General features: G+C 28.0%; 14 protein-coding genes and 1 pseudogene. 1 reads left to right on the top strand and 14 read right to left on the bottom strand.

Going from position 1 to position 13584, the window contains the following annotated elements; genetic code table 11:
- Positions 1-693: pseudogene (locus Q0F58_RS12990) on the bottom strand (DNA mismatch repair protein MutS); the annotation flags it as partial.
- Positions 694-932: 239 nt separating this feature from the next.
- Positions 933-1718 (bottom strand): flagellar filament capping protein FliD, encoded by a 786-nt coding sequence (fliD, locus tag Q0F58_RS12985; protein ID WP_294377286.1) that lies wholly within the window; start codon positions 1716-1718, stop codon positions 933-935.
- Positions 1719-1902: 184 nt separating this feature from the next.
- Between fliD and Q0F58_RS12980 the strand changes: the two genes are divergently transcribed.
- Positions 1903-2997 carry an ATPase gene (locus Q0F58_RS12980; protein ID WP_294377284.1) on the top strand — a complete coding sequence of 365 codons (1095 nt, stop codon included), beginning with the start codon at positions 1903-1905 and terminating at the stop codon, positions 2995-2997.
- 111 nt (positions 2998-3108) lie between these two features.
- Here Q0F58_RS12980 and Q0F58_RS12975 read toward each other — a convergent pair whose 3' ends face one another.
- From Q0F58_RS12975 to Q0F58_RS19665, 12 genes are all read right to left on the bottom strand, one after another.
- Positions 3109-3888, bottom strand: a complete 780-nt coding sequence (locus tag Q0F58_RS12975) for an AIM24 family protein (RefSeq protein WP_367118188.1) — start codon at positions 3886-3888, stop codon at positions 3109-3111.
- A 35-nt stretch (positions 3889-3923) separates the two neighbouring features.
- A complete protein-coding gene (locus Q0F58_RS12970) occupies positions 3924-4697 on the bottom strand; it encodes a TerD family protein (RefSeq protein WP_294377283.1) in 774 nt (257 codons plus the stop codon).
- A 659-nt stretch (positions 4698-5356) separates the two neighbouring features.
- On the bottom strand, positions 5357-5731 hold the full coding sequence (gene panD, locus Q0F58_RS12965; RefSeq protein WP_294377280.1) for an aspartate 1-decarboxylase: 375 nt from the start codon (positions 5729-5731) through the stop codon (positions 5357-5359).
- 87 nt (positions 5732-5818) lie between these two features.
- Positions 5819-6661: a pantoate--beta-alanine ligase gene (gene panC, locus Q0F58_RS12960; protein WP_294377277.1), complete on the bottom strand. Its 843-nt coding sequence runs from the start codon at positions 6659-6661 to the stop codon at positions 5819-5821.
- Between the two features lie 124 nt (positions 6662-6785).
- Positions 6786-7613 carry a 3-methyl-2-oxobutanoate hydroxymethyltransferase gene (panB, locus tag Q0F58_RS12955; RefSeq protein ID WP_294377275.1) on the bottom strand — a complete coding sequence of 276 codons (828 nt, stop codon included), beginning with the start codon at positions 7611-7613 and terminating at the stop codon, positions 6786-6788.
- A complete protein-coding gene (locus Q0F58_RS12950; protein ID WP_294377270.1) occupies positions 7613-8530 on the bottom strand; it encodes a Rossmann-like and DUF2520 domain-containing protein in 918 nt (305 codons plus the stop codon). The genes panB and Q0F58_RS12950 overlap by 1 nt, the downstream gene beginning before the upstream one ends.
- Positions 8531-8754: 224 nt before the next feature.
- Positions 8755-8988, bottom strand: a complete 234-nt coding sequence (locus Q0F58_RS12945) for a hypothetical protein (protein ID WP_294377269.1) — start codon at positions 8986-8988, stop codon at positions 8755-8757.
- A 60-nt stretch (positions 8989-9048) separates the two neighbouring features.
- The gene (locus Q0F58_RS12940) at positions 9049-10296 is read right to left on the bottom strand and encodes an ABC transporter permease (RefSeq protein WP_294377266.1); all 1248 of its coding nucleotides are present in this window, start codon (positions 10294-10296) and stop codon (positions 9049-9051) included.
- Positions 10287-11024: an ABC transporter ATP-binding protein gene (locus Q0F58_RS12935; RefSeq protein WP_294377260.1), complete on the bottom strand. Its 738-nt coding sequence runs from the start codon at positions 11022-11024 to the stop codon at positions 10287-10289. Before Q0F58_RS12935 ends, Q0F58_RS12940 begins: the two co-directional genes overlap by 10 nt.
- A complete protein-coding gene (locus tag Q0F58_RS12930; RefSeq protein ID WP_294377256.1) occupies positions 11017-12456 on the bottom strand; it encodes an efflux RND transporter periplasmic adaptor subunit in 1440 nt (479 codons plus the stop codon). Before Q0F58_RS12930 ends, Q0F58_RS12935 begins: the two co-directional genes overlap by 8 nt.
- 175 nt (positions 12457-12631) lie before the next feature.
- Positions 12632-13168, bottom strand: coding sequence for a polysaccharide deacetylase family protein (locus tag Q0F58_RS12925; protein ID WP_367118187.1), 537 nt, complete (start codon positions 13166-13168; stop codon positions 12632-12634).
- Positions 13149-13448: a polysaccharide deacetylase family protein gene (locus Q0F58_RS19665; protein WP_367118186.1), complete on the bottom strand. Its 300-nt coding sequence runs from the start codon at positions 13446-13448 to the stop codon at positions 13149-13151. The genes Q0F58_RS12925 and Q0F58_RS19665 overlap by 20 nt, the downstream gene beginning before the upstream one ends.
- Positions 13449-13584: the final 136 nt, after the last annotated feature.

Below are 13584 nucleotides of genomic sequence, written 5' to 3'. Positions count from 1 at the left end.
AACTCTGCTTGCATATTCCCTTTCTTTATCGAGTCCGCTTGTTTCTAAATCAGAAAACTGCATTTTTAGTTCTTCAAAGCTGATCATGAAATTATTAAAATCCCTTTTAGTTATAAGAGCTCCTGTAATCCCCTTTATGTCATTTAGAAGACTTTCTGATACATTTATATCAAGGAGTATTTCTTTAGGATTTATCTTTGCAATTTCATCTAATAGACTCATCCTTATATTTTTAAATGATGTAGTTTTAAATTCACCTGTGCTTATATCTGATGCAGCAAGAGCAAGTTTATCATCACATTCAATTATAGCCATTAAATATGTATTATTATTTTCAAGATTTGTATTTGAATCAACAAAAGTACCTGGAGTTATTATTTTTACAACTCCCCTTTTTACAATACCTTTAGCTTGTTTTGGATCTTCAAGTTGTTCGCATATTGCAACTTTGTATCCTTTATTTATAAGTCTTGGTATATATGCTGCTGCTGCATGATGAGGTATCCCGCACATTGGAGCTCTTTCTTCAAGTCCACAGTTTTTTCCTGTAAGAACAAGTTCTAGTTCTCTTGATACAGTAACTGCATCATCAAAGAACATTTCATAAAAGTCTCCTAATCTATAGAACAGAATACAATCTTTATACTGTTCTTTGGTTTTCATATATTCAGCCATCATTGGCGTTAAGGCCATAATTTGCATCCTCCCTTAAAATTAAATAGATTTTATTCTATATCTGCTAAATTCTTAACAGTTTTTATATATTTTATACCCATGCATAGTCAGATTTTTAAATCAAATGAAAATTTTCATGTTCTGAAAAATCTTAAAATAGGTATATTGAAACAGTATTATTTTATCATAGGGAGAATTAGTTATCAAAAGAAAAACGATATTTAAGAAAAATCATATCTTAAATATCGTTTTTATATTTATACAAGATAGTTAAATAGAATTCCACTTGAATATGCCATGTTTGACTGTATTATGGAACTATTAGCTGAATTATAAAAATAAGTTTTGTTTATATAATTATTATCAAGTTGAGCAGTTGGATAATAATCTTTAGAATCAATCATAGCTACGGTTGTTTTATTATAAATCTTATTTGCTATACCATCTGAAGAAGTTCCAAGGACTTTACGTACATTTTTTAAGTTATTTTTTACTGCACTAGAAAGCTTTTTTTCATCTACAGATAAAAATCCAGTTTTTGAATCTACATTTATTCCTATTTCATCAAGTTCAGCTGAATTGTATCTAATTGTCTTATAAGAATTAGATAAATCATTAACCTTATCAGATACTGAGGAATTTTCATCTAAAAACTTAAGTGTATTATTATAATCATCAGCAAAATCTTTAACTGCTTCTATAACTCTATTTTGAGATTTTTCATCTCCATTATTATTTAAAAAAACACTATCTTCAGAATATGCTTTTAATTTTTTAGAAGAATTCTTAAGTTCTGAAAGCTTGCTTTCAAATTGAGAAGTGAATTTTTCAGAATCTTCTTTATATTTTTTAAACTTTTCCAGATTTTCTGAATATGTTTTTACTTGTTGAGACATTAGATTCTTAAGTGAATTCTGATAATTATTTTTATTAAAATTATTTGATATACCAAACATACTATAATTTTTATTATAAGAATTTGAATAGTTGTTCATTCTGGACATTATATTTTGATAATGTCTATAATAATTTGTAGTTAACATGATAACACCTCCCTGTTTACTTCATGTTTCATACATAAATAGCAATTAATATCTTTCTTTATTAATATTATATATCAAAGGAATTTGGAAGTAAATATTATATATTCTAATTTAATAAAAGTATAGCAATATATGTATAAGCATAATAGTATATAGAAGATTAATTTCTAATAGGAGTATTTTTATGAATAATGTTAAGGAAAGACATGTATTTCCAGGAGGAAATACAACTAAAGGTTTTTATTCATTTTATAAGTACATCTTGTCTCAAGATAAGGCAAAAAGAATAATATGTTTAAAAGGAGGGCCAGGTACTGGAAAATCATCCTTTATGAAAAAAATAGGAACTCATTTTAAATCTCTTGGTTATGCACTTGAATATCATCACTGCTCATCTGACAATAATTCTCTTGATGGAATTGTAATAAAAGATCTGAATGTTGGTGTAATTGATTCAACTGCTCCTCACATGATAGATCCTATAACACCTGGTGCTGTAGATGAAATATTGAATCTTGGAATTGCATTAAATACAGAATATCTTGAAAAAAATAAAAAAGCTATTCTTTCTATATGTAGCGAAATAAGTGAAAATTTCAATCGTGCATATAAATATATGGAAAGTGCAGAAGGAATCCATAAAGACTGGACATTGCTTAATAACAAAGCTGTTGAGAACATTAAATATATAGATTTGGAAGAAGAAATGAAAGATAAAATTTTCAAAGGATACAAAGGAAATTATGGAAATGAAAGACATCTTTTTAGTTCTGCATTTACACCAGATGGAATTGTAACATTTAATAAAGATTTAGCAAAAGAATGTGAAAAATTATATGTCTTACAAGGAGGCCCTGGATTAAAGAAAAGTATTATATTAAAGGATATTGGATTGGAAGCTCAAAAACGAGGATATAATGTTGAATATTTTCATGATCCATTTATTCCAGAAAGAATAGAAAACATAATAATTTCTGAAATTTCAACAGGAATATTTACTACTAATGAAATAAGCAGGGTTCATTATTCTGATATACAATGCAAATATAACATGAATGAAATATGTTTCAATGATATATTAGAAAAAAATGCTTCAGAAATTGATTTTGATAAATCTTATTTTGATATTCTTAATAATAAAGCTATATCATGTATTTCAAAATCTCATACTTTACATGATGAACTTGAAACTTATTATATAGATGCTATGAATTTTGATATAGTAGATGAGCTGTATGAAGAAACCTTAAAGAAACTGTCATTTTATATAGGCCATTAAAACTTTATCAAATTAAAATTAAACTTACACAGAAAAATACGATCAAAATTATAAAACCATAGAGTTTAGAACCCTCTATGGTTTTATTTATGTAATGAGTAATATTATTATTTATCTGAAAAGATTCCCTAGCATATTTCCAATATTACTTGCAGTATCTCCTATATTTCCCATTGCATCTCCTAATGATTGGTTATTCTGTACATCTGGTGTATATCTGTTATCATCAACTCCTATAGATAATCCTGATTCTCTTTCACTAGGCTGAACTATTACCTGACCTCCAGGCTGTTCAAATTTAAATGAATATGATTCACCAGAAGATTGGCCTATAAGATTTCTCCAGCCAAGATCTAAATGTAATCCTGGATCTGGTCCAGTCCATGATACAATTGCATCTGGATCAACAAAACAAGGAGTTGGAACAACTATAGGGTTACCATCTGTAAGTATTGCAACCTGTGCTCCCTGACTTTTTGCTTTCAACACTGATGTGAACAATCCTTTTTGAGAAATAGCACCTTGTGCTAAAAATTTAAAGCTATAATCACAATTTTCTGTAAATGCAAGTAAATTTTCACTTTCAACTTTAAGTTCCATTCCAGGCATTAAATCAACAACGGTTACATGTTGAGAAAGATTTGCAAAAAATGATACTGATCCTGATGATGCCTCAATTTTCATTAGAGGCATGTTTTCACCTGTAAGTCTTCTTCCTATTTGACCAAGTAGTGCTCCCATAGGATTTCCTTGTGGTCCTAAAAGTACTTTTTCAAATTTACATTGACCAGTATAAGCAATCATTGCTCCAGCTTTAGTATATAACGCTCCGCGTCCATCCACACTTGTGGCTTTACATGTTAATTCATTTAATGTTTCTAATTTAAACATGTCACTTTTCCTCCTTTTTTATAATTATATTTATTTTATCCAGCAACATTAACTCCATATCTTCTGCATAATCCAAATAAATCATCATCTGTTCCATTTCCAATAGGATTAAAACGCCATTCACTATTTTTCTTATATATTTCTCCAACCATCATTGAAGTTACTGTACTGTAATAATCAGTTAAGTTAAATCTAACAAGTTCTCTATTATTATTTTTATCTACAACTCTTATAAATGCATTGGAAACACCTGCAAAATTTAAATTTCTTTCCTTTGCTTCATTAATAGTAACTATAAATACTATTTTGCTTACAGATGGACTAACTTTAGATAGCTTTATGCTTATTATTTCGTCATCTCCATAACCTTCACCGGTTCTGTTATCTCCAGAATGTATTACTGAACCATCAGGTGAACATGTCTGATTATAAAAGACAAACCAGTCATCTCCTATAACTTTTTCATCAGGTCCTAAAAGAAAAGCTTCTGAATCAAGATCATAATTTTGAGAACTTACATCCCATCCAAGGCATACATCAATTTCATCAAGAGCTGCATTGAATTTTGATAAACTCACTTTTTGTCCTTTTGCTAATATTACTCCTTCAGAATTGTTGTTTTGAGGAACTGAATTAAATGACTGCTGCATTTGCATATTTTGTCCAAAATTTTGAGAAGTGGCGTTAACAGGCTGCTGAAAACCCTGGTTATTAGCATATTGTGGTGTATTTTGATTAGTAAAATTATTGTTAGCATTTGTTGGATTTAAAGATAACGATGGTTTTGTGTTATTAGGTATATTAAACATAATATTAAGCTCCTTTCTCGTCTGTTGATATACATTTTATTTAATTAGTTACATTATATTACTGCCCAGTATTCATATAATCAAAAAATCTTTTATATAGGATGATATCCATATTATAAGTCCTTTTATTATACTTAATAAGGCGCTTACTGCTAAAAACATTATTATTACAGCCAAAAACCAAAAAATACTTATAATAAAAATTATACCATTATATATAAGTGCCTGTCTTTTTAACTCACTATTCATTTCAATATTTCTATTTGAAAATTGTATTATATGTTTTAAAGATAAAATTAAAAAAACAGAAGAACATATAAAACTTATTAGAAGATTATGGACTAATAAATTAAATAATGCAACAATTATAAAAACAATTAATAATCTAGATGATTTCATATTATCAAACATGAATATATTTTTCCTTATTATTTTGTTAAATATCTATGAGTAAATTTTTAATTTATTTTGTATATTTTACATTAAAATCAAAAAATACACACTTTTATTATATCATACATTTATAAAATTATTCAAATTATTAAAAAAGCTGCATTAAAGATTTTAATTATATATAGATTCTAAATTTTTATCAAAATATTTTATATCTATAAAATTTAATCTTTATATGCAGCTTGTTATTAAATACAGGTTAACAATTAATCATTATATTCATAATTAGTGATTTCTTTTATTGTATTATCTTCATTAACAAAAACAACTTTAGGTTTATATTCTTTTGCTTCTTTTTCTTCCATTTGTGCATATGCAATAATTATAACTTGATCTCCTGGCTGAACAAGTCGTGCAGCAGCTCCGTTAAGGCATATTATTCCTGAATCTCTCTTTCCTGGAATAACATATGTTTCAAGCCTGGCACCATTATTATTATCTACAATCTGAACTTTTTCATTTTCAATTATTCCAGCAGCTTCCATTAATGTTTTATCAATAGTTATACTTCCCATATAATTTAATTCAGCTTGAGTTACTACAGCTCTGTGTATTTTACCTTTTAACATTGTTAATATCATGATATTCCTCCCTGGTATGTGTATTTTCAAAATTTAAATTGGCAATATAAATATGAAATCTCTATATCTTATAGAATTTATTTAAATTTATATTTCATAAGTAAAATTATCTATTAATCTTGTCTTTCCAATATAAACTGCTATTGGTACAAGAACAGTTCTTTCAATATTTGAAACACTGATTAAATCTTCACTGTCAACTATTTCAACATAATCTATTTTAGCTAATGGTTCATTACTGATTTCAGAAATCATAGCTTCTTTAATTTTATCTGCATTTCTTTCACCTTTGTCTAACATATCCTTTGCAATTTTTAAACTTCTGCTTAAAACTAAGGCTGCCTTTCTTTCCATTTCATTTAAATAAGTGTTTCTTGAGCTCTTGGCAAGTCCATCTTCTTCTCTTATTATTGGACATGGTACTATTTCAACATCAAAACTCAAATCTCTTACCATTCTTTTTAAAACTGCAACTTGTTGGGCATCTTTTTGTCCAAAGTATGCTCTGTCTGGTTTAATTATATTGAAAAACTTAGTTATTACAAGACATACTCCATTAAAATGGCCTGGTCTTCTTGCACCGCAAAGAACATCTGTAAGGCCTGATACACTTACTGTAGTAGATTTATTATCAAAGTACATTTCAGATGGCTCAGGATTAAATACTGCTGCAGCTCCTGCATTTTTACATAATTCCATATCCTTTTCTATATTTCTTGGATAAGAATCATAATCTTCGTTAGGTCCAAATTGTGTTGGATTTACGAATACACTTACAATTACTTTATCATTTTCAGAAACTGCTCTCTTAATAAGACTTTCATGTCCTTCATGTAATGCTCCCATTGTTGGAACATAGCCAATAGTTAACCCTTGTTTTTTCCACTCTTTCACTAAATTTCTTACTTCATCAATTTTTTTTACTAACATACTGCTTCATCCTTTATAAAATATAATTATTGATAATATATAACTTTATTTTAAGTTATAACATTTTTAAAATCACTTAAACTTACATAACTGAGATTATAATAAGTTATCTTATAACAAAATATTAATATAATCTCTTTAATTCATTCTCATCAATTTTATAAGTATGTTTTTCCTCTGGAAAACTAACTTCTTTAACTTCTTTTACATATGAACTTATAGCTTCTCTCATTACAGAACCTATATTAGCATATTGTTTTACAAATTTAGGAACATAGTCATCAAACATTCCTAACATATCTTGATATACAAGTATCTGACCATCACAATCCTTTCCTGCACCAATTCCTATTGTTGGCACTGATACAGTTTTAGTTATAAGTTCAGCTACTTTTGCAGGTATACCTTCAAGTGTAATTGCAAATACACCAGCTTCTTCTAATGCTTTTGCATCAGCAATAAGTTTTTTTGCTGCCTCCTCGCTTTTTCCTTGAACTTTAAATCCACCAAATGCATTTATTGATTGAGGAGTTAATCCCAAATGTCCCATTACAGGAATCTGAGCATTTACGATTGCTTTGATTTGTGGTGCAAAATCTGCTCCTCCTTCAAGCTTTACAGCATTTGCTCCTCCTTCTTTTATAATTCTTCCGGCATTCATGACTGCTTGTTCAACAGATACGTGATATGATAAAAATGGCATATCACTTACAATAAGTGCATTTTTAGCACCCTTTTTAACAGCTTTAGTATGATATATTATATCATCTACAGTAACTCCTAATGTATCGTCATCACCTTTGATTACATTTCCTAAAGAATCTCCAATAAGTATTCCATTCACTCCGCTTTCATCTATGATTTTTGCCATTGAATAATCATAAGCTGTAAGCATTGCTAATTTTTCACCGTTTTCTTTAGCTTTTTGGAATGTTAAAACTGTATTTTTCACTATTCTGTTCCCCCTAATATTTTGAATATTTCTTTATGTTTCATTGACGTATTTAATAAATTTTTTAATGCATTTTCTTTTATATATAAATGTTCAAAGTCAATATTGTCTTTTTTATCAAATTCAGATATTGAATCATCAAATCTGCTGTTTCCAACGAGTTTTAATAGATTTAATGATAATGAAGTATATACATCTTTATCCTCATCATTTAAGACCTGAAGATGTTTTTTTATTGTATCAATATCACCTCTTACAGCTGGACCCGTTAAAGATTTCTCAAATCCATTTTCATAAATATTTTCAATATTTCCTTGAATTAATGGAAAGAGTGCATGAATTGCATCATGTTCGGTTAATCCAAGTTTTTCCAAATAACTTGTCCCAATATTAATAAGTGATAAAACAAGATTAGATACAAAAACATTTGCTAAATGATATGTAGCTGAATCATTTATATCTCTTATAAAATATTTATTACCAAGAGAGTTGATAAGATTTATAATTGGAATATCATCTATATTTTGAGCATTTAATTCTCCTTCAATTGAAAAAAACATATTTTCCATTTTATTTAAAGGAACTTCTTTATTAGAAAATGCAAACATGGGATGTATAGAATAGATTAATGCACCAGATAATTTAGCATTAGATAAAACAGTTGATTTGAGTGAACCACTTGCATGGCATACTGATTTGTTTTTTAAATCAAATTTTGATAGTTCTCTATCTATGGTTGAAATGATATCATCAGGTGTTGTTATAAATAATATATCGCTATCTTTAATAATTTTTTCATAACTTGTATATAATGTTGAATTTGTTATTTCTGAAGCTTTTTTAACAGAAGATGAATTTCTGCCATAGAAGCCGCTTAATTTTATTCCTTTTTGAGTAAAGTAACGTCCTAAATTCACGCCTACCTTCCCAGGACCAATAAATCCAATTTTTATATGGTATCACCTCCGATTTTAAGTGATACAACATCCTAATTTCAATCTCATTCATATAGATATGAGTTGTATTGATTCTAATGAAAAAAAGTCTGGTATAGTTCTATAAAGATACTACCCAGACATATTTTAACACTGTACAATATATTTTACAATAATTTTGTTATTCTTTTAACAAAAAATTCATGCTAATTCAAATAACTGGCTTCTATTTCTACACTTGTATCAGGAACAGGCAATGATTCTACAATTATTGAATCATCATTTTTTATTGAAGTCTGAACATTACTGAATTTTAAATCATTCATATTTTTCTTTTGTAATTCTTTATTGTCATTAAAATTAAAGTTTGTAATTTGAAAAATACTCACACCAATAATTGTTATTACTGAAGCTGTTACTATTAAATGCTTTAATTTCATAAAAGTTACCACCTCTTTCTATATTGATTATAACATTAATTTCAAAAAATTATTATTAGATTATTCGTATCTTAATGCTTCAATAGGATCAAGTTTTGCAGCCTTTCTTGCAGGATAGAGTCCAAAAAATACACCTATTGTCATTGAAAACACAAAGCTTATTAGAATTGTTGGAATAGAAATTGAAGCTTGAGTACCCATTACCATGCTTATACATGCACCAATAGATATTCCAAGTGCAATTCCAATAATTCCTCCTATTGCACATATTATTACAGCTTCTGTTATGAATTGTATCTGTATATGATAATTCTGTGCACCTAAAGCTTTACGTGTACCAATTTCCTTAGTTCTTTCAGTTACAGATACAAGCATTATATTCATTACACCTATGCCTCCTACAAGTAGTGATATTGCTGCAATTACTGATATTACAATAGAAACTGTTGAGAGCATTTTATTCATGGATTCAGCTTCATTTTCAAGTGCATAAGCTGAAGCTGTATACTTTTTATTATCTTTATAGTGCTTTGCTAAGTATTTAGTAAGTTCCTCAGAAATCACTCTTGAATCAGTACCTTTAGCTGGCTGTAATGTCATATATGAATAATTCTTGTTTTTTTCATTTTCTACAACACTTGAGACAGTGGTATAAAGCTGAGTTGTTCTTTCACTTTCTGATTCCATTCCCCCCATCCTCTCAAACATATTAGTCTGATATCTATATACTCCTACTATATAGTAAGTCTTAATATCTTCTGTACATGTGATTTTTATTTCTTTTCCGAGAGGATTTTCATTATTTTTGAATATTTTCTTTACAAAATCATCAGACACTACTGCAGCTCTTTTATCTCCTTTGACATCGTCTTCTGAAATGAATCGTCCTTTAATCAAATTTATATTTTCTACTTTTCCATAATCACTATTAACACCTACAATTGATACATTAGCTTTTGAATAACCTTTTCTCATAGTTCCTGTTGTAGAGTTATGAGAAACTGATATATTTTCTATTTTATTTTTAAATATAGATTTTATATTATCAACATCTTCATCAGAAAAGAGATCACTATCATCTGGTTCTGAATTCCAGTCATTATCCCTTGGACTTATCTGACATACTATATTATTGGCTCCAAGTTGTGATAAAGTATCATTCAATTCTGAACTTAAAGAATTTCCTATAGATACTATAGAAATAACAGAAGAGATTCCTATTATTATTCCCAGCATTGTAAGAAGTGAACGCATTTTGTTTGCTTTAAGTCCTGCTACTGCAAGCATTATATTTTCCATTATAAACAAAGCTTATCACTCTCCTCAAACCTTCTTGTATATTTTAAATTTTTTTCTTCTGAAATTATCTGTCCATCTTTTAAAGTTATTATTCTTTCAGTTTCTTTTGCTAACTCATTATTATGCGTTATAAATACTATTGTTTTATCTTCCTTTTCATGAACTTTATGAAATATGTCCATAACAAGTCTCCCAGTAGCAGAATCAAGAGCTCCTGTAGGTTCATCTGCAAGTATTATACTTGGATCATTTGCAAGGGCACGTGCAATTGCAACTCTCTGCTTCTGACCTCCTGAAAGTTCATTTGGTTTATGATTCATCCTATCTTTCATTCCTACAAGTTCTAAAAGCATTTCAGCTCGTTCACGTCTTTGTTTTTTAGGTACTCCAGCATACAGCATTGGAAGTTCTACATTGCTTAAAGCTGTACTTCTTGGAATAAGATTAAATGTCTGAAATACAAATCCTATCTTTTTATTTCTTATTTCAGAAAGTCTGCTGTCTTTAAGTGAACCCACCTCAATACTATCTAAAATATATTTACCATCAGTGGGCTTGTCCAATGCACCTATTATATTCATCAATGTACTTTTACCAGATCCTGATGCACCAACAATAGATACAAATTCGCCCTGTCTTACACTTATATTAATTCCTTTTAAAATATTAAGTTCATTAGGAGTTCCAATATAAAAACTTTTTACTATATTATCCATTATAATAATATTATTATTCATACATATCTCCTCCAAGAGGGGCAAGTGTAACTATTTCTCCTTCATCATAAAGATTTGGATCGCTTATTAATTTATCTCCTTCTTTTAAATCAGAATTATTAATTTCTACAGCCATATCAGTTTCAAGTCCTGTGGTAATAGGAATCTTGCATATTTCATATTTTCCGTCATCTCTTTCTTTAGCAATTTTAATAAACTTTTCATCATTCTCTTCTAAAATACTAGTAAATGGAACAGCAAAAACATTTTCTGATTTTTCAAGTATTATATTAGCTTTTGCGTTCATTCCAACCTTTATATAATCATTTTCTGATGGATTATCAAGTTTTATTTTTGCTTCAAATGTATTTGAAGTAGATGAACTGCCTGAAGAGTTGTTACCACTTTTTATATCAGAATCATTATTAGTATTTACAGCATCACTTAAACTAACAACTTTTCCTAATGCAAAATCATCATCTGGAGTTGCATCAGTTGTTACTTCTGCTTCTTGACCTGGCATTATCTTATTAATATCAACTTCTTTTACATTTACTGTTATTACAGGATCATCTAGATTCTCTACAGTAAATAATATTCCTTGAGCTGCATTTCCTACAGAAGCATTTACTGTTGTAATAGTACCACTTATAGGTGCTGATATTATACATTTATCAAGATCTTCCTTTTTACCTTGAAGTAATATTTCATCCTTATTGTTGTTATATTCTACAAGTGCAGAATTGTATTGATTTTTAGCATCTTCAACTTCTTGTTTTGACTTTATTTTTCTATTTTCTAAATCTATATAGCACTTATCATAATCTGATTTTGATTGTTCAAGAACTGATTTGGCATCATCTAGTTCTTTTTGTGTTGCAGCACCATTTTCAAATAAAGTCTCTTTTTGATTGTAGTCTTTTTGCGAATCATCAAGTTTTATTTTAGCAACTTTTAATGCTTCCTCACAGTCAGTTAGTGAAGAATCTATATTGTTATTGTATATATATTCAGCATTTTCATAAGTTTGCTTTTTTGTATCTAATTCAATTTTTGATTTTTGTTTATCAGCATCAATTGTTTGGCTTGTTTGAGAAATTTCTCTTTCAAGTTCACTTGAATCTAATATACACAATATATCTCCTTTATTAACTTTGTCACCAACTTTTACGTTGACTTCTTTTACAACATTGTTTAAAGTTGAATAAACATTTACTTTTTCATTGCTTTCTATATTGCCTAGAACATTTACATTTTTAACCAGATCTTCTTTTTGAAGTTCTATGTAATCTGTAATTACCTGTTCTTTAGGACTAAGAAAAGAATGTCCTCCTATTACGATGATTATAAGCAAAATTAAAACTATAGCAATTTTCTTCTTGTTGCTTTTTAAGTTTTTTATGCTTATACCTTTTGGATTAAGCTTCAATTTACCTTTCATTAAGCTTTTCATTTTATTTCCTCCCAAGATGTTTTTTAATACATAATTTTACTTATTAATTATATATTGTATTAATTTTATCAGATAAAGCTTAATTTTTTCTTAAGTTGGCATTAATATTATGTATATTATAGAAATTATTCAAAATTAATGCAGTAACTGATAGTTGTTATCATACATTATCAATCTATTGTAAATTTATTTTATGTCCTCCTTTTATTTCATATATTTTATTATTACAATTAATCCATACTGATTTATATCCAGGATTATATACAAAATCTCCATTGAAAGAAAATTTTAGATTTTCATATGCTTTAAGATAATCAACGATTTCAATATTGGTTGCATACCAAATATCATTTCTATTTCCTACTTTTCTGCAGAAATCTTCTATTAAACTCCAGTTATTATCTCTTTCAAATTCATAACTATGGCCCCATACATACATCAAATTCAATCTATTGCTCTGATTTATTGATAAAAATTCATCACACAGATTCATTAGATTTTCATCAATATGTCTACATGTTCCATTCCATTCATAAAAATCATCAGGAAGGTCAAAATTATTTGTCACTTTAACTGTTCTTGCATATTCTATTCCTAAATTTTCAAGAATGTCTTTAATTTTTTCATTATATAAGCCATAAGGATAAGAAAAACCTCTTACTGGATATTTTAAAATGTTTTCTAAAGCTTTTCTATTTTCTACTATCTGCATTATTGATTGAGTTATTTAAAGGGATATGATCAGCTGTATGGCATGCTATTTCATGACCTTTATATATGCTGAGGAGATTATTATTTATATCTATTCTTTTTCCATATTTCCGTATGCTCAAAGGGTCTTTATCAATATTTGAATTTAAGTGAAAAGTGGCTCTTATATTATATTTATTAAATATTTTAATAAGTGGAATATCATATTCTCTACCATCATCATAACTCATAGTTAACGCTTTTGTTTTTCCTTGAGGAAAACATTTGTATATTTTATTCATTAATCACACATCCTTATAAATAATAATATTAAAAAGACTGTTTATAAAAAACAATTATATACAACAGTCTTTCTTTATTTTCTCATATTTTAGTTAAATAATCTGCTTTTACCCATTACAGACTATTTAAACATTC

The organism is uncultured Clostridium sp. (assembly GCF_934754915.1).
GTDB lineage: Bacteria > Bacillota > Clostridia > Clostridiales > Clostridiaceae > Clostridium.
The sequence above is the reverse complement of the archived record's forward strand: the minus strand, read 5'-3'. Positions and strand labels throughout refer to the sequence as shown.

Coding starts and splice junctions, on each gene's coding strand:
- Q0F58_RS12935 (WP_294377260.1), bottom strand. CDS start 11,024: ATGAATAATAATATTATTATAATGGATAATATAGTAAAAAGTTTTTAT.
- Q0F58_RS19665 (WP_367118186.1), bottom strand. CDS start 13,448: ATGAATAAAATATACAAATGTTTTCCTCAAGGAAAAACAAAAGCGTTA.
- Q0F58_RS12945 (WP_294377269.1), bottom strand. CDS start 8,988: ATGAAATTAAAGCATTTAATAGTAACAGCTTCAGTAATAACAATTATT.
- Q0F58_RS12925 (WP_367118187.1), bottom strand. CDS start 13,168: ATGCAGATAGTAGAAAATAGAAAAGCTTTAGAAAACATTTTAAAATAT.
- panC (WP_294377277.1), bottom strand. CDS start 6,661: ATGTTAGTAAAAAAAATTGATGAAGTAAGAAATTTAGTGAAAGAGTGG.
- panD (WP_294377280.1), bottom strand. CDS start 5,731: ATGATATTAACAATGTTAAAAGGTAAAATACACAGAGCTGTAGTAACT.
- Q0F58_RS12975 (WP_367118188.1), bottom strand. CDS start 3,888: ATGTTTAAATTAGAAACATTAAATGAATTAACATGTAAAGCCACAAGT.
- Q0F58_RS12930 (WP_294377256.1), bottom strand. CDS start 12,456: ATGAAAAGCTTAATGAAAGGTAAATTGAAGCTTAATCCAAAAGGTATA.
- Q0F58_RS12970 (WP_294377283.1), bottom strand. CDS start 4,697: ATGTTTAATATACCTAATAACACAAAACCATCGTTATCTTTAAATCCA.
- Q0F58_RS12980 (WP_294377284.1), top strand. CDS start 1,903: ATGAATAATGTTAAGGAAAGACATGTATTTCCAGGAGGAAATACAACT.
- fliD (WP_294377286.1), bottom strand. CDS start 1,718: ATGTTAACTACAAATTATTATAGACATTATCAAAATATAATGTCCAGA.